15 protein-coding genes are annotated in these 14,744 nt (G+C 64.0%); 11 read left to right on the forward strand and 4 right to left on the reverse strand.

The annotated features are described in order from the left end of the window. Positions 1-22: 22 nt before the first annotated feature. Positions 23-1,180 (reverse strand): MexC family multidrug efflux RND transporter periplasmic adaptor subunit, encoded by a 1,158-nt coding sequence (locus PVZ78_RS11565; RefSeq protein ID WP_273828709.1) that lies wholly within the window; start codon positions 1,178-1,180, stop codon positions 23-25. Between the two features lie 156 nt (positions 1,181-1,336). Between PVZ78_RS11565 and PVZ78_RS11570 the strand changes: the two genes are divergently transcribed. Continuing rightward, positions 1,337-1,939: a TetR/AcrR family transcriptional regulator gene (locus PVZ78_RS11570; RefSeq protein ID WP_009049035.1), complete on the forward strand. Its 603-nt coding sequence runs from the start codon at positions 1,337-1,339 to the stop codon at positions 1,937-1,939. Positions 1,940-1,949: 10 nt separating this feature from the next. Here the strand turns inward: PVZ78_RS11570 and PVZ78_RS11575 are convergent, their stop codons facing one another. Continuing rightward, complete coding sequence (locus PVZ78_RS11575; RefSeq protein ID WP_016703002.1) at positions 1,950-2,096, reverse strand: hypothetical protein; 147 nt, start codon at positions 2,094-2,096, stop codon at positions 1,950-1,952. A gap of 217 nt (positions 2,097-2,313) precedes the next feature. On the opposite strand from PVZ78_RS11575, the gene qhpR reads away from it, so the two are divergent. The 8 genes from qhpR (at position 2,314) to PVZ78_RS11615 (ending at position 11,725) form a co-directional block, all read left to right on the forward strand. Further along, a complete protein-coding gene (gene qhpR / locus PVZ78_RS11580) occupies positions 2,314-3,318 on the forward strand; it encodes an AraC-like transcriptional regulator QhpR (RefSeq protein WP_009049034.1) in 1,005 nt (334 codons plus the stop codon). 12 nt (positions 3,319-3,330) lie between these two features. Beyond that, a complete protein-coding gene (locus PVZ78_RS11585) occupies positions 3,331-4,392 on the forward strand; it encodes an AraC family transcriptional regulator (protein WP_016703000.1) in 1,062 nt (353 codons plus the stop codon). Between the two features lie 227 nt (positions 4,393-4,619). Next, a complete protein-coding gene (locus PVZ78_RS11590; protein ID WP_016702999.1) occupies positions 4,620-5,342 on the forward strand; it encodes an SDR family oxidoreductase in 723 nt (240 codons plus the stop codon). A gap of 432 nt (positions 5,343-5,774) precedes the next feature. After that, positions 5,775-6,044, forward strand: a complete 270-nt coding sequence (locus PVZ78_RS11595) for a hypothetical protein (protein WP_009049031.1) — start codon at positions 5,775-5,777, stop codon at positions 6,042-6,044. Positions 6,045-6,538: 494 nt separating this feature from the next. Further along, positions 6,539-7,006 (forward strand): (2Fe-2S)-binding protein, encoded by a 468-nt coding sequence (locus tag PVZ78_RS11600; RefSeq protein ID WP_009049030.1) that lies wholly within the window; start codon positions 6,539-6,541, stop codon positions 7,004-7,006. Then, positions 7,006-9,255: a xanthine dehydrogenase family protein molybdopterin-binding subunit gene (locus tag PVZ78_RS11605; protein ID WP_273828710.1), complete on the forward strand. Its 2,250-nt coding sequence runs from the start codon at positions 7,006-7,008 to the stop codon at positions 9,253-9,255. Before PVZ78_RS11600 ends, PVZ78_RS11605 begins: the two co-directional genes overlap by 1 nt. Positions 9,256-9,270: 15 nt before the next feature. Then, complete coding sequence (locus PVZ78_RS11610) at positions 9,271-10,623, forward strand: c-type cytochrome (RefSeq protein WP_273828711.1); 1,353 nt, start codon at positions 9,271-9,273, stop codon at positions 10,621-10,623. A 79-nt stretch (positions 10,624-10,702) separates the two neighbouring features. After that, on the forward strand, positions 10,703-11,725 hold the full coding sequence (locus PVZ78_RS11615; protein ID WP_273828712.1) for an XdhC family protein: 1,023 nt from the start codon (positions 10,703-10,705) through the stop codon (positions 11,723-11,725). A gap of 26 nt (positions 11,726-11,751) precedes the next feature. On the opposite strand, the gene PVZ78_RS11620 is transcribed toward PVZ78_RS11615, so the two are convergent. After that, entirely contained in the window at positions 11,752-12,345 is a 594-nt protein-coding gene (locus PVZ78_RS11620) for an NADPH-dependent F420 reductase (protein ID WP_016702995.1), read from the reverse strand. Between the two features lie 10 nt (positions 12,346-12,355). Beyond that, positions 12,356-13,108 carry a 3-oxoacyl-ACP reductase family protein gene (locus PVZ78_RS11625; protein ID WP_009049026.1) on the reverse strand — a complete coding sequence of 251 codons (753 nt, stop codon included), beginning with the start codon at positions 13,106-13,108 and terminating at the stop codon, positions 12,356-12,358. 110 nt (positions 13,109-13,218) lie between these two features. Here PVZ78_RS11625 and PVZ78_RS11630 point away from each other — a divergent pair, with 110 nt between their 5' ends. After that, positions 13,219-14,142 (forward strand): LysR family transcriptional regulator, encoded by a 924-nt coding sequence (locus PVZ78_RS11630; protein WP_009049025.1) that lies wholly within the window; start codon positions 13,219-13,221, stop codon positions 14,140-14,142. A gap of 176 nt (positions 14,143-14,318) precedes the next feature. Next, positions 14,319-14,714 carry a hypothetical protein gene (locus tag PVZ78_RS11635; protein WP_028683978.1) on the forward strand — a complete coding sequence of 132 codons (396 nt, stop codon included), beginning with the start codon at positions 14,319-14,321 and terminating at the stop codon, positions 14,712-14,714. Positions 14,715-14,744 lie beyond the last annotated feature (30 nt).

Here is a 14,744-nt window from a genome sequence, read left to right on the forward strand (position 1 = left end):
AATCCTCGCGGCGAACTCGGCCTTACTGTTTCGACTCAGGCAACTGAGCCTGGGCCTGCGACTGGCTAGGCGTGACCTTGGCACCCGGTTGCAGGCCGGCCAGACCACCGACAATGACCTGGTCCCCCGCCTTCAACCCTTCACTGATCTGCCAGCGAGAACCCTGCATGGTGCCGGTGCGCACCGCGCGCGCCTCGACCCGCTCGTCCGCGCCGACCACCAGCACCTGGGCGCTGCCATCGCTGGTGCGTTGCACCGCGCGCTGCGGCACGAGGATCGCCTGGTTATCCGTTCCCTGGGGTGTGCTCACCCGCACGTACATGCCCGGCAGCAGAGTGCCGTCGGCGTTGTCGAATTTGCCGCGCAGGACAATCTGCCCGGTGCCGCGATCCACGGCCACATCGGTGAACAGCAGTGAGCCCTGGCGCTCGAAAGGCGTGCCTTCAACGCGGATCGACAGCACCTTGTTGTCGTCGCCGGAGAGTTTTCCGTCCTTGAGCAATTCCCGCAGGCGCAGCGCATCCGCCGCCGACTGAGTGAAATCGACATACACCGGGTCGAGCTGCTGAACCCGCGCCATCAGCGTGGCATCACCCTGGCCGACCAGAGCGCCTTCGGTTACCAGGGCGCGGCCGACACGGCCGGAAATCGGCGCGGTGACCGAGGCATAACCCAGGTTCAGCCGGGCGCTTTCCAGATCGGCCTGGGCCGAACGGGTCGCGGCCTGGGCACTGCGCAGGTCGGCGGTGGCACTGTCGAAGTCCTGCTGGCTGACCGCCTCGATCTTCACCAGCGGTTCGTAGCGCTTGACTCGCGCCTGCGCCTCCTGCACTGCGGACTGGGCACGCGCCAGCTCGCCTTCGGCCCGCGATACCGCCGCCTTGAGCGGCGCCGGATCGATCTGGAACAGCAGGTCGCCGGCCTTTACATCAGCCCCCTCCTCGAAACGTTTTTTCATGACGATCCCCGCCACCCGTGCACGCACTTCCGCCACACGCATGGGCTCGACCCTGCCCGGCAGCTCCGAGATCAGGGCCAGGGGTTCGGTCACCGCCGCTACCACGTCTACCGGACGCGCCACTTCGGCCACGCTCTCTTGTTCATTCGCCGGACCGCATCCGGCCAGCGCAATGGCTGCTGCCAACGAGCCTGCCATCCCTATTGCACGCAAATTGCCCATAAATCACCCGAGGCTTGATTGAAAACGACTCGAATGCTACTTTCTAAATCCCAATGAGTCAACAATGTCTCATATGGGTAATATTTGTCATATTTCAGAAACCTGGATAGTGACCTGCACAGGTGCCCATCCGGAAAATCCATCCGAGGCTTGGTGATGACCCCGACTTCCCATGATGAACATCTGCTCAAGACGCTGACCTTGGCGGTGGTCAATCGACCGCGCGCCACCATGAAGGAGCTGGCGCAATTGGCAGGGGTAAGCAAGGCGACACTGCATCGCTACTGCGGCACACGGGAAAACCTGGAACACCAGTTGGAGGCGTACGCCGAGGGCACGCTCGAGCGGATCATCAAGAGCGCCGGGTTGCAGCACGCCGAGCCGCTGGAGGCACTGCGCCGCTTGATCAGAGAACACCTGGCCCATCGTGAGCTGCTGGCGTTCCTGATGGTGCAATACCGCCCCGACTTCCTCGACTTCGAACGCGGCGACGCGCGCTGGCGGCCTTACATCGAAGCGCTGGACGCGTTTTTCCTGCGCGGCCAGCAAAAAGGCGTGTTTCGTATCGACATTACCGCGGCGATCTTCAGCGAACTGTTCATCACCCTGATCTACGGCATGGTCGATGCCGAACAACGCGGGCGCGCGGCCAATGCCAATTCAGCCCGCACACTGGAGCAGATGTTTTTGCATGGAGCCCTGTGTCCCGGCGTGTCGAACGAGCGTTCGCCCACGCCGGAAACGGCTCTTTGGGTGTGAGTGCGCGCCCTCAGAAATGGCCGAGCGCTTCGCTGATGCTGGCAACCGGAGGGTGCTTGGGTTGATGGTGAATCGTCTTGTTCGAAGGCTGAAACTGAAAATAGACGGCGCCCGAGATCAGGGCGACAACCAGGAAAGCGGACAGGAACCGGCGCATCGAATACCTCCATCATCCAGCCTCGGGCTGAACGCAGGTCTTTTGTTATTGGTGATTCGAGTCTGGTCGCCGGCAGGGGTAAAAGCTTTGCAGATCGCGCCAGTTATTGTGCAAATCCTGCCAGACGCGACTCGGCTCGGGCGCTCTGGCAACAGGCGGGTGTCAGGCCGGCAGCCGCGCGCCTGGCCACGCCCCATGGCTCACTCGAGGGCTTGAGATGACGTCTACTGTCCGAGGCACCGCCCTGCTTGGGTTCACTGAGTTTGTCAGCAGCCTGGGGCTCGATCCGTCCCAGGCCCTGGCTGAGGTCAAGCTGCCCGCAGACCCGTTACCCGGGCAGCTTTCCGGCGTGCAGTTCAATGCCTTGATCGAGCTGTGCGCACAGCGTGCGAACAATCCCCTGTTCGGTCTGCAGTTCGGCCTGCGCCAAGGGCCGCAAGGGCTAGGGCCGCTGCTGTACGCAATGCGCAGCACCGGCAACCTGGGGGAAGCGCTGACGCTGCTGACCCGTTATTTCCATGTCCATAGCGATGGTGCGGAAGTGCGTCTCGAACGACAGGCCGGCAGTGCCCTGCTGTTGTACGACATCACCGACGGCGATCTGACCTCGGTGCGGCAGACCGTGGAGCTGGCCATGGGCGTGGCCGCGCACTTGCTGCATGACTTGCTGGGGCACGCCTGGAAACCGCGGGCCTTGATGTTGCGCCATGCTGCCGCCGCGGACCGCGGAGCCTACCGGGCCCTGCTGGGTGTGCTTCCGCGCTTCGACAGCCCGGTCAATGCCTGGGTATTCGATGAGTCGCTGCTGGCGACCCCGCTGGGCCCGACGGATGCCAGATGCCAGCAACTGGTCCAGCAGCATATCGACGAGCTGGCCCGGGTGACGCTGCAGGAGCTGCCGTCCTACGTGCAGAAACTGTTGCGCAGCCGGCTTGCCGGCGGCCAGGTGACGATACGCCAGGTCGCCGAGTACATGATGATCAGCCCGCGTACCCTGCAGCGCTATCTTCAGGCCCAAGGCACTGGCTTTCAGGAGCTGCTGGACAAGACGCGCCAGGCAATGGCCACGCGCTATATCTGCGACTCGTCGATCAGCCTGACGCAGCTGGCCAGCCTGCTCGGCTACGCGGACCTGAGCGCCTTCTCCCGGGCCTTCCACCGCTGGAACGGCATGAGCCCGCAAAAGTGGAAGCAGCGTTTGCAACCCCCTCATCGGCAATAGAAGTGGCGGAACATGACGATCAATCCTTTCATTCGCGCACTCAGCCTTGCGGGTTTCGACAAATTCGCTGCCCGTCAGGGTCTGGATCCGACCCATATGTTGCGCTGCGCTTCCCTGCCGCCGGCATCCCTGCGCCGTCCGGAAGATATCTTGTCCTTCCGTCGCTACTGCGAGTTGCTGGAGCTCTGCCAGCAGAGCTCCAGCAACGCGTTGTTCGGCCTGGAGTATGGGCTCTACCAGGGGATCGATGTCTTTGGCGATATTTTCTACCTGATCCACAACACCAGGACCGTCGGTGATGCGCTGTTCGAACTGCGGACCCACTACGGGTTTTACAACGGCGCGGCGCAAATCGGCCTGGATGTCGTCGACGGCATGGCACTCCTCAGCTATCGGGCCGGTGAACAGGCCGTTCCCGGGCTGCCCCAGGCAGAAGAGCTGGCCTGTGGTGTCGGCCTGCGACTGATGCGCACCTTGGCAGGCGGAGACTGGCAACCCAAGGCGGTGCTGCTTCGCCACCCTCCCCTTGGCAATGAGTCGGCCTATCGGCGGGCGCTGGGTATTACGCCGACGTTCGCCGCGGCCCACACCGGGCTGCTGTTCGACGCCTCGGTGCTGGCGCTGCCACTGAGTCTTGCCGATGAAACCCTGCACCAACTGATGGCTGAACATCTGAGCGGCATGGAGCGCCTGGCCGCGGACGAAATGCCGGGCTACGTCAGGCAATTGCTGCGCAACCTGTTGCCCAGCGGTCGGGCCACGATCGAGCGGGTTGCCGACTGCATGGCGATAAACCCACGCACACTGCAGCGCCGCCTGGCGCAGGAAGGCACCTCCTTCCAGCGACTGCTGGATGAGACCCGCCAGGGAATGGTGCACAACTACCTGAAAATCCCCTCGATCAGCATGACCCACGTGGCGCAACTGCTCGGCTACGCCGACGTCAGCACCTTTTCCCGAGCATTCAATCGCTGGTTCGGCATGTCCCCGCTGGAATGCCAGAAGCAGTTGGGGTTACGCAGACAACCATTTCTGCTTCAGAGCCGGTTGAATGATCGGCAAAGCCGACCGTGAATATTGCTTTTTAAGTCCAGATGAATTCCACCAGGGGTGGTTTATCGTCACGGCGCGCCTCACTAGAGTATCCAGGCAGGGGCGACAACGGCTCTCCTGATTATTTCTGGACCCGACCTGAATCGCCTCGTATTGCATTGACTGCAGCCATCGCGAATACCACATCCTGGTTATGAACCTGTCCCCTCCCCCAATCCCGGATGTTGCCGGGTGTTTGGAGCATCGCAATGAAAACTCGTACTTTCCTTATCACCGGAGCCAGCAAAGGCATCGGCCGTGCGCTTGCGAACCAATTGTCCCAAGCGGGCCACCATGTGGTCGGCATCGCTCGCAACAGCGACGATCCAGACTTTCCCGGCACCCTTGTTGCCCTCGATCTGGGCGACCGGGAGCAGACCGAAAAAACGCTGGCGGGCCTGGTTTCACGTTATGCCTTCGATGGCTTGATCAATAACGTTGGCCTGGTGCGCCCGCAGGCATTGGGCGATGTACAGCTCGACGATTTTGATGAAGTCATGCGGATCAACCTGCATAGCGCCTTGCAGGCAACGCAAGCCTTGCTGCCGGGGATGCGCAATCGAGGCTGGGGAAGGATCGTCAATATCTCCAGCCTGACCATCCTGGGGATCCCGCACCGCACCGCCTATGCCGCGGCAAAAGCCGCGCTGGTCAGCTTCACGCGCTCCTGGGCATTGGAGCTGGCAACCAGCGGGATCACCGTCAACGCCGTTGCTCCAGGCCCCACGGAAACCGAGTTGTTCCGTGCCGGGAATCCGCTCGGCAGCGACGGTGAAGCACGTTACCTGGCGAGCGTTCCCATGGGCAGGCTCGGTCAGCCGGATGAAATCGCGGCGGCCATCGCTTTCCTGTTATCGGAACAGAGCGGCTTTATCACTGGCCAGACATTGTTTGTCGATGGCGGAGCGTCCATTGGCAAATCGACGTTCTAACGACAATGCCTGTGGCCGTTGGTAGCCAATAGCCAACGCCTTACAGCTCGGACAGCCAAATGCGCACAGACTTTCCGCCGATGCCTGATAGCTTAAGGCCATCCAGCGGCATGCCCCATAAGCAGAGCTGCTGCGGACAAGACATGGAGGTCTGGCAGTCATCGTTCATCGAAGGCTGTTTCTATCAGGGACAAGGATCTGAAGCCGGCGACTACCACCCCATCCTCCATGACCCGACATTCGCGCTCGCCACTTGCTGGCCTGCAGTGCGCGATGTGTGCAGTACGTGCCGGTGCTCTCCCAAACGCCCTGTTCCACGAGGAACAGCGCTCGGGAAACCACCCGGCACAATGGATTCCGGAAACCATTCAATAAACGGGGCGGACTCCGAAAAGCCAGACGAGTAGGAACTTATATATGGAGATATATCGTATGTCGGCTCAAGAGAACTTTGTTGGCGGATGGACTCCTTATCACAAACTGACCCCAAAGGATCAGGAAGTATTCAAAGAAGCCCTGGCCGGGTTCGTGGGTGTGCAGTACACACCTGAACTGGTTTCGACCCAGGTCGTCAACGGCACGAACTATCGCTATCAGTCGAAAGCGACGCTGCCTGGCTCGTCGGAAAGTTGGCAAGCGGTAGTGGAAATCTACGCGCCTATCAAAGGCAAGCCGCACATCACCCAGATCCACCGGATCTAAGCAGGGACAAACCCGTCGGGTCGCGCACAGGTTGCGCGGCCCGATGGTTCATCGCGACGCTCTCCCTCCTCGCCCTCCTCCTGAGCAACTGCCCCATCCCCCTACCCTGTGCGGTTACTCCAGCCAGCCAAGCCCCCCAGCTTTTGCGCAATCCTCTGGAATACTTGCCTGATCCTCTGAGCTTGCCGGGTATCGGATAGGAAACCCTTGGCCCCTGGGCTAGAGTTCCGGTCACTAGGAGCCAGCCGCCATGACCCACGCCAGCGCCGGCCAGGCATTGCCCCTGGCACACACTCTCGATACCTCCTCGCATTTTCCCGTTATCTCACCGGGCCTGCCGGCCCACTCCAACGTGCTTGTGGCCAGCCCGGCGCACGGGGCAGCGGCTTGGCGTACCCGCGCCTTTACCCGCGTTTCTTGACCAAGGAGGCGCCTCGTAGCGCCTCCCTGAAGAAAAAACAACGACACACCAACCGATGATCAGCAGGTGAGCCATGGAACTACGAATCAACCAGAAGACCTATCAGGTCGATGCCGACGCCGACACGCCGTTGCTGTGGGTGATCCGCGATGACCTGGGCCTGACCGGCACCAAGTACGGCTGCGGCCTGGCCCAGTGCGGCGCTTGCTCCGTGCTGGTGGACGGCAACGTGGTGCGCGCCTGCGTCACCCCGGTGGCCGGGGTGGTCGGCCGCGAGGTGACCACCATCGAGGCGATCGAAACGGACGAGGTCGGCAAGCGTGTGGTGTCCGCCTGGGTCGAACATCAGGTGGCGCAGTGCGGCTACTGCCAGTCCGGGCAAGTGATGGCGGCCACCGCGCTGCTCAAGCACAACGCCGCGCCCAGTGATGCGCAGATCGATGCGGCGATGGTCAACCTGTGCCGCTGCGGCACCTACAACGCCATCCGTACCGCCGTGCATGACCTGGCCGCACAGCCTGCCAAGAAGGAAAGCGCCTGATGAACAAGCCCATCGACTCCGCTGAAGACCTCCTGAACCTACCGCTGGACGAGCCGGTCAACCTGTCCCGCCGGCGCTTTCTGACCGGTACCGCCGTGGGTGCGCTGGTGCTCGGTTTCGGCCTGCCACTTGGCTCGGCCAGGGCCCTGGCCGCCACGGCCACCGCCGCGGAACGCGGGACCCAGGTCCCGGCGTTTCTCGAGATTCGCCCGGATGGCACCGTGCGCCTGCTCAGCCCCTTCATGGAAGGCGGACAAGGCACCCACACCGCCATGGCCCAGATCGTCGGTGAAGAGCTGGATGCCGATCCCGCCACCTTTGTGGTCGAGGCCGCGCCGCCCGGTGAAGCCTACGTGGTGATGGAGAACGGTCTGCGCATCACCGGCGGCAGCATGTCGGTGCGCATGAGCTACCCGACCATGCGCCGCCTGGGCGCCCTCGCCCGCGCCATGCTGCTGCAGGCCGGCGCCGAACAGCTGGGCGTCCCGGTGGCCGAGCTGTCCACCGCGCCTGGCCGGGTGTTGCATGCCGCTTCCGGTCGCTCCCTGGGCTACGGCGAGTTGGCCGGTCGTGCCCTGGATATGCCGGTGCCCGACCCGGCCAGCATCACCCTGCGCGACCCGAGCCAGTTCCGCTGGATCGGCAAGCCGGTGCGGCGCGTCGATGCCTACGAGAAATCCACCGGCAAGGCGCTGTACAGCATCGACCTGAAGGTCGACGGCATGCTCCACGCCGCCGTGCAGCACGCGCCGCGCCTGGGCATGACCTTGGGCAGCCTGCGCAACGAGGCCCAGGTCAAGGCCATGAAGGGTGTGCACTCCGTTCACCAGTTGCCCGGCGCGGTGGCCGTGGTCGCCGAACGTTGGTGGCACGCCAAGCGCGCAGTGGAAGCGATCCAGGTCGACTGGCTGGAAGCGGCGGCCGATTCGAAGGTGCGGGCGATGCCCGCCGATTTTTCCAGCGATGCGTTCCGCGATTTTCTCGCCGCCCAGCAAGGCCCGGCCCGCGACGACGAGAACGAAGGCGACGTGGCCGCCGCCCTGGCCAGCGCCAAGACCCGGGTCGAGGCCACCTACCACAACCAGTACCTCAACCACGCCCAACTGGAGCCGCCTTCGGCCCTGGCGCGCTACAACCCCGATGGCTCGCTGGAGGTCTGGCTGCCCAACCAGGCACCGGACATGTTCCGTGACGACATCGCCAGGCGCACCGGCCTTTCTGCTTCGCAGATCACCCTGCACTCGCCGCTGCTGGGCGGTTTTTTCGGCCGGCATTTCCTCTATGACTCGGCCAATCCCTACCCGCAGGCCATCGCCCTGGCCAAGGCCGTCGGCCGTCCGGTCAAGCTGATCTGGAGTCGCGAGGAAGAGTTCGTGCGCGATGCGCTGCGCCCGGTCGCCGTGGTCAAGTTCCGCGCCGCGCTGGACGCCGAAGGCTTGCCGGTGGCGATCGAAGCGGTGAGCGCCACCGAAGGCCCCACCGAAGCCATCGCCGGCAAGCAGGGCGAAAAACTCGACCCCTCGGCCCTCGAAGGTCTGTCGGGCAAGTCCTACGCGATTGCCAACAAGCGCATCGCGCAGATCTACGTCAAGGGACCGGTGATGCTCGGCTACTGGCGTTCGGTGGGCAACTCGCTCAACGACTTCTTCTACGAAGCTTTCCTCGACGAACTGGCGGACAAAGGCGGCCGCGACCCCTACGAGCTACGCCAGCACCTGCTGCGCGACAACCCGCGCCTGACCACGCTGTTGCAGGCGGTGGGCGAACTGTCCGGCGGCTGGAAGCGTGGCCCGTTCACCGCCGAGGACGGCACTCGACGCGCCCGCGGCGTGGCCATGGCCTCGCCATTCGGCTCGTACACGGCGGTGATCGCCGAGGTGTCGATCGAAGGCGGCCAGGTCAAGGTCCACGACATCTGGCAGGCCATCGACCCGGGCAGCATCGTCAACCCGGCGATCATCGAGGCCCAGGTCAATGGCGCCGTGGCCCTGGGGTTGTCCCAGGCGTTGGTGGAAGAAGCGGTCTACGTCGACGGCAAGCCACGGGCGCGCAACTACGACCTGTACCCGATCCTGCCGCCTTCACGCATGGCGCGGGTGCATGTACGGATTGTCGAGAGTGGCGAAAAGATGGGCGGCATCGGCGAGCCCCCGCTCCCCGCGGTGGCGCCGGCGGTGGCCAACGCGGTAGCGCGGCTGACCGGCCAGCGCATCCGTAGCCTGCCATTGAGCCGATACACCTTCAGCTAACGACAAGGACTGCCCATGAATAACCGCCGATTCGCAAGAACCGCAGGCTGGCTGGCCTTGCCGTGCCTGGTCGCGGCAGGCCTGCTGGCCTGGTATGTGACCCGCCAGCCCGCCTCGCCCTTCGAGCAGGAACAGGCCGCGGCGGCCAGCTTCGACCCCGCTCTGGTGAGCCGCGGCGAATATGTCGCCCGGGTCAGCGACTGCGTGGCCTGCCACAGCCTGCCGGGCAAGGCGCCCTTCGCCGGCGGCCTGGAGATGGCCACGCCGCTGGGGGCCATCCACGCCACCAACGTCACCCCCGACCGGGACGCCGGCATCGGCGCCTACAGCCTGGCCGACTTCGACCGCGCCGTGCGCCAGGGCGTCGCACCGGGCGGCCGGCGGCTCTACCCGGCCATGCCCTACCCGTCCTACGTCAAGCTCAGCGACGATGACATGCGCGCGCTGTACGCGTTCTTCATGAAAGGCGTACAACCGGCCAGCCAACCCAACGTTCCCAGCGATATTCCCTGGCCGCTCAACATGCGCTGGCCCATCGCGCTGTGGAACGGCCTGTTCGCCCCGACCACGCCCTACGCGGCCAAGACCGCCGAGGACGCGCTGTGGAACCGCGGTGCCTACATCGTCCAGGGGCCGGGCCACTGCGGCAGCTGCCACACCCCGCGTGGCCTGGCATTCAACGAGAAGGCCCTGGACGAGTCCGGCGCGCCGTTCCTCGCCGGCGCCCTGCTCGACGGCTGGTACGCGCCGAGCCTGCGCCAGGACGCCAACAGCGGCTTGGGGCGCTGGAGCGAGCCGCAGATCGTGCAGTTCCTCAAGACCGGGCGCAACAAGCATGCGGTGGTCTACGGCTCGATGACCGAGGCGTTCAACAACTCCACCCAGTTCATGGCCGACGAAGACCTGGCCGCGATTGCCCGCTACCTCAAGTCGCTGCCCGGCGACCCGCAGCGCGACGGTACCCCCTGGCAGTACCAGGCCGTGTCCGCCGCCACCCGCCTGGACAGCCCCGGAGCCCACACCTACGTGACCCGCTGCGCCTCCTGCCATGGCCTGGACGGCCAGGGCCAGGCCGAGTGGATGCCACCTTTGGCGGGAGCCACTTCAGCCCTGGCCAAGGAGAATGCATCGGCGATCAACATCACCCTCAACGGCTCGCAGCGCGTGGTCGCCGCCGGCGTGCCGGATGCCTACCGCATGCCGGCCTTTCGCGAGCAGTTGTCGGACCGGGAAATCGCCGAGGTCCTGACCTTCGTGCGCGGCACCTGGGGCAACCAGGGTGGCGCGGTCGATGCGCAAGCGGTCGGCAAGCTGCGCGGGCATACCGACCCGGCCAGCAGCAGCCCGATCATCCTGCACATGCGCTGAAAGCGGGGGCTTGCAGGCGATCCCTCTCCACCAGGACCGGGTTTGCCAGCGGCCCCTTGCATGAACAACAGAGGCCCCCATGGAAAGCATCGATCTACTGGTCCTGAGTACCGCCCATGACTGGCTCCAGGCCGGCCATCGCGTCCTGCTCGCCACCGTGGCCCGCACCTGGGGCTCCTCGCCCCGCCCCGTGGGTTCGATGATGGCCCTGCGCGGCGATGGTCGGGTGGTCGGCAGCGTCTCGGGAGGCTGTATCGAGGACGACCTGATCCACCGCTACACCAGCGCCTACAGTGGCAACGCCCTGCCGGACGGTCCGCCGCAGGTGGTGCGCTACGGCATCAGCGCCGATGAGGCCCACCGTTTTGGCCTGCCCTGTGGCGGCACCCTGGAACTGATCCTCGAATTCACCCCATCGAGGCCGGCCCTCGAACAATTGCTGGCGCAGCTCAACGCCGGCAAGCTGGTGCGCCGCAGCCTGGACCTGGGCACCGGCCAGGTGGCCCTGGCCACCAGCACGGCGCCGGAACAGTTCTTCTTCGATGGCCAGCAGATGGTCAACACCCTGGGTCCCGGCTACCGCCTGCTGCTGATCGGGGCCGGCGCGCTGGCCGAATACCTGGCGACCATGGCGTTGTTCAACGGCTTCCGGGTCGCGGTCTGCGACCCCCGCCCCGAATACATCGACGGCTGGAACGTGGCGGGCGTGGAGCAGTTGCTCGGCATGCCGGACGATGTGGTGCGGGCCTTCGCCCCGGACCTGCGCAGTTGCATCGTCGCCGTCAGCCATGACCCCAAGCTCGACGACCTGGCCCTGCTCGAGGCACTGCACAGCCCGGCCTTCTACATCGGCGCGATCGGTTCGCGGCGCAACAGCCAGCTGCGCCGCGAGCGCCTGATCGAACACTTCGGCGAGAGCCAAGCCTCGCTCCAGCGCCTGCACGGCCCGATCGGGATCTACATCGGCAGCAAGACACCCGCCGAGATCGCCGTGAGCGTCATGGCCGAGATCCTCGCCGCCAAGAACGGCGTCGCCCTGCCCCGCGCCGTCGACATTTCAAGCGCCAAGCAGGCCCGCGAGCAAGAGGCGTCCGTGGCCTGATCCCAGGGATTCCTTGAACCTACTCGTTAGCCATGTTTGACCAGGTTGAGCGCCGGCAAAGGCCCTCCGGGAAACTGCGCCAGTTGCCCTTGCTGCAAGTCACCCAAGTCGACGCCATGGAACCCCAATTGCCTGATCAGCTCGATGACCTGTTGCTTGGCGTCCGCATGCTCGCCAGAGATGAACAACACGCGCTTGCCCCCTTCGGCGTTCGGGGTGGCCAGCAGATGCGGCGGTAGATGGTTGAATGCCTTGACCACACGCGCCCCGGGCAGCCTGTGCGCCACGACCTGGGTCGAAGGTTTGCCTCCCAGGTCAAAGGGGGTGAACAGCGGCGCCTCAATCGGATTGTTGGTATCCACCACAACCCGTCCTTCCCATGGCCCCAGGCCAACAAGTGCCGATGGGATCTTCGACCAGTTCACCGCCAGGAAGACCAGGTCTGCCAAGGCAGCTTGTGCAGTCGTAACGGCTCGAGCCTTGGGCCCCAGATCGGCGATCAACGACGCAAGGCTTTCGGGGCCACGGCTATTGGCGATGCTGACTTCCAGGCCGGCCTGCGTCAGTAACCTGGCGATGGCACTGCCAATGGCCCCGGCACCAATGATGCTTATGCTCATGACGGGCTCCTCAGGCGGTAAAGCCGCCATCGATCAGCAACTCGGCACCCGTGACGAAACTGGCCTCGGGGCTGGCCAGATAGGCCACTGCGCTGGCGATGTCCTGGCCTTCTCCGTAACGTCCCACGGCGATATTGGGACGGACGAAGTCGGCCACCGGACCATCGGCGGGGTTCATGTCGCTATCGGTCGGCCCGGGGTGAACGGTATTCACGGTAATACCGCGTGGTCCCAGGTCTCGCACCAGGCCTCGGCTGAAGCCCGCCACGGCCCCCTTGGTCAGGGTGTAGGCGCAGGCTGTGGCGAAAGCGGCGTACTGCACCATCGAGCTGCCGATATGAATGATCCGCCCACCCTGCCCCATATGCTTGAGCGCCTCCTGGGTGGCCACAAAGACACCGGTGACATTCACCGCAAGGATGCGCTGGAAGTCTTCGAAAGCAATGTCTTCAGGAGCCCCCAGGACACTGATACCGGCGTTGTTGACCAGGATATCGACCTTGCCGAATAACGTGGCGACTTGCTGCACGGCTGCGCGTACAGCCTCGGGGTTTCCAGCGTCGGCAGCCAACGCGACAGCTCGACCGCCGGCGGAGGCGATCTCCTCGACCAGGGCCGCGGCACGGTCTGGCGAGGCGTTGTAAGTGATGGCGACAGAGGCGCCGTCTGCGGCCAGGCGTTTGGCAATGGCCGCCCCAATGCTGCGTGAGCCGCCGGTGACGATGGCGATCTTGCCAGAGAGAGGAAGAATTGCAGGGTTCATGGCGTGAGCCTCAGGTGGTGGTTGGTGAGGCTATGAAACGCTTTTCTTTTTTCATCAAGTAGTAGGGAGTGGCTAGAATCACTTTCAACGTTTACTTGAAGGTATCGATCATGGAGACCCTGGCCAATCTGCAATCCTTTGTTCGCAGCGCAGAGGCAGGCAGTTTCTCTGCCGCCGCACGGCGCCTGGGTATCACGCCCGCTGCAGTGAGCAGGAATGTCGCCCAACTGGAGGCCAACCTGGGGGTACGGCTGTTTCAACGCAGTACGCGCCGACTGGCCCTGACCGAGGCTGGGGAGCGCTTTCTCGGCAATCTCGAGGGTGGGCTGGAGACTGTCCAGGCTGCGATTGCCGATGTGACCCGTCACGCCGGAGAACCGGCTGGAGTGCTGCGTATTTCCGCGGCACCCGCTTTTGGCCGTGACTACCTGCTGCCGTTGATGCCGCAGTTCATGAAGCGATATCCGGCCGTGGTTCCTGAGTGGCACTTCGACAATCGCCAGGTGGAACTTATCGCCGATGGATTTGACGTTGCCATCGGAGGTGGGATCGAACTTTCGCCCGGAGTGGTCGCCAGGGATCTGGCGCCGGCGCATCTGGTTCTCGTAGCCGCGCCGGACTACCTGTCCAGGCACCCTCTTGTACGTCGTCCTGAGCAGTTGAATGACCTCGAGCATCTGGCCATGCGCTCGCTACAAAGCGGCAAGGTCCGCAGTTGGACACTTCAAGGCCCCAAGGAGCAGCGGGCGGCACTGGAATTGCGCCCACGGTTGTTGGTCAACGACCCTCAAGCACTTTGCCAGAGCGCTCTCATGGGATTGGGGGTCGCGCTGCTGGCGATTCCCGATGTGCTTGGCCCGCTGGAAAGTGGCGCCCTTGAACGGATACTGCCGGGCTGGCATGTCGACGCGGGGCCTATCTCACTGTACTTCGCTGGCCAGAAGCTGCTGCCGGCCAAGACGCGTGTCTTCGTAGACCTGCTGGTGAATCATGCCCGCGAGCAGCAATGGGCGAAGCGCTTCGATGCCAACTGAATATGCCTGCACTGGCCTTCAACACAGATCGCTGCAATCTCGCGCTTCAGAAACCGCGGGTATTCTTCGGTCGATCGCGCACACCCTGTTACTGAAGTTTGATTTTGATCAAACTCTCCATTGCCTTGCTGGCTAGACTGAAATCAATACGACACCATCAGTCGAGGTTGTACTTCATGTCCTGGTTCCGCCGTCATCGCCAACGCCTGTTGCACCTCACCCTCGTGGTGTGGGTGTTAGCCATGGGCGTGATGGCCATCCAGGGTTGCCTGGTGCAACCGAATCACGAGATAGCCGCGCCACATTATGCCGAGCAGCAGGTGGCGGATGATCATGCCCTCCACGCCAGTGGTTGTCTGCAAAGCTGTGAGGACACTGTCACGGCGATAAAACCTGCATTGCAGCATCCAGCATTGGACGCCCTCCAGTGGGCCGCCCTCTTGCTGTTAACTGCGGCAGTCATACTGGTGCTCGATCCCGTGAAGGATTTCTCCTTTGCCGCCCTTGCACTGAAGCGCCCTGCCCCGCCGAAAGAACCGGCCCGCCTGGCTTTCGTCCGCTTCAACGATTAGCCCCCCTGTTTTCAAACTGGCAGAGCACGG

The organism is Pseudomonas sp. SBT1-2, assembly GCF_028640875.1.
Taxonomy (GTDB): domain Bacteria; phylum Pseudomonadota; class Gammaproteobacteria; order Pseudomonadales; family Pseudomonadaceae; genus Aquipseudomonas; species Aquipseudomonas chlororaphis_I.

Coding starts and splice junctions, on each gene's coding strand:
- PVZ78_RS11565 (WP_273828709.1), bottom strand. CDS start 1,180: ATGGGCAATTTGCGTGCAATAGGGATGGCAGGCTCGTTGGCAGCAGCC.
- PVZ78_RS11570 (WP_009049035.1), top strand. CDS start 1,337: ATGACCCCGACTTCCCATGATGAACATCTGCTCAAGACGCTGACCTTG.
- PVZ78_RS11575 (WP_016703002.1), bottom strand. CDS start 2,096: ATGCGCCGGTTCCTGTCCGCTTTCCTGGTTGTCGCCCTGATCTCGGGC.
- qhpR (WP_009049034.1), top strand. CDS start 2,314: ATGACGTCTACTGTCCGAGGCACCGCCCTGCTTGGGTTCACTGAGTTT.
- PVZ78_RS11585 (WP_016703000.1), top strand. CDS start 3,331: ATGACGATCAATCCTTTCATTCGCGCACTCAGCCTTGCGGGTTTCGAC.
- PVZ78_RS11590 (WP_016702999.1), top strand. CDS start 4,620: ATGAAAACTCGTACTTTCCTTATCACCGGAGCCAGCAAAGGCATCGGC.
- PVZ78_RS11595 (WP_009049031.1), top strand. CDS start 5,775: ATGTCGGCTCAAGAGAACTTTGTTGGCGGATGGACTCCTTATCACAAA.
- PVZ78_RS11600 (WP_009049030.1), top strand. CDS start 6,539: ATGGAACTACGAATCAACCAGAAGACCTATCAGGTCGATGCCGACGCC.
- PVZ78_RS11605 (WP_273828710.1), top strand. CDS start 7,006: ATGAACAAGCCCATCGACTCCGCTGAAGACCTCCTGAACCTACCGCTG.
- PVZ78_RS11610 (WP_273828711.1), top strand. CDS start 9,271: ATGAATAACCGCCGATTCGCAAGAACCGCAGGCTGGCTGGCCTTGCCG.
- PVZ78_RS11615 (WP_273828712.1), top strand. CDS start 10,703: ATGGAAAGCATCGATCTACTGGTCCTGAGTACCGCCCATGACTGGCTC.
- PVZ78_RS11620 (WP_016702995.1), bottom strand. CDS start 12,345: ATGAGCATAAGCATCATTGGTGCCGGGGCCATTGGCAGTGCCATCGCC.
- PVZ78_RS11625 (WP_009049026.1), bottom strand. CDS start 13,108: ATGAACCCTGCAATTCTTCCTCTCTCTGGCAAGATCGCCATCGTCACC.
- PVZ78_RS11630 (WP_009049025.1), top strand. CDS start 13,219: ATGGAGACCCTGGCCAATCTGCAATCCTTTGTTCGCAGCGCAGAGGCA.
- PVZ78_RS11635 (WP_028683978.1), top strand. CDS start 14,319: ATGTCCTGGTTCCGCCGTCATCGCCAACGCCTGTTGCACCTCACCCTC.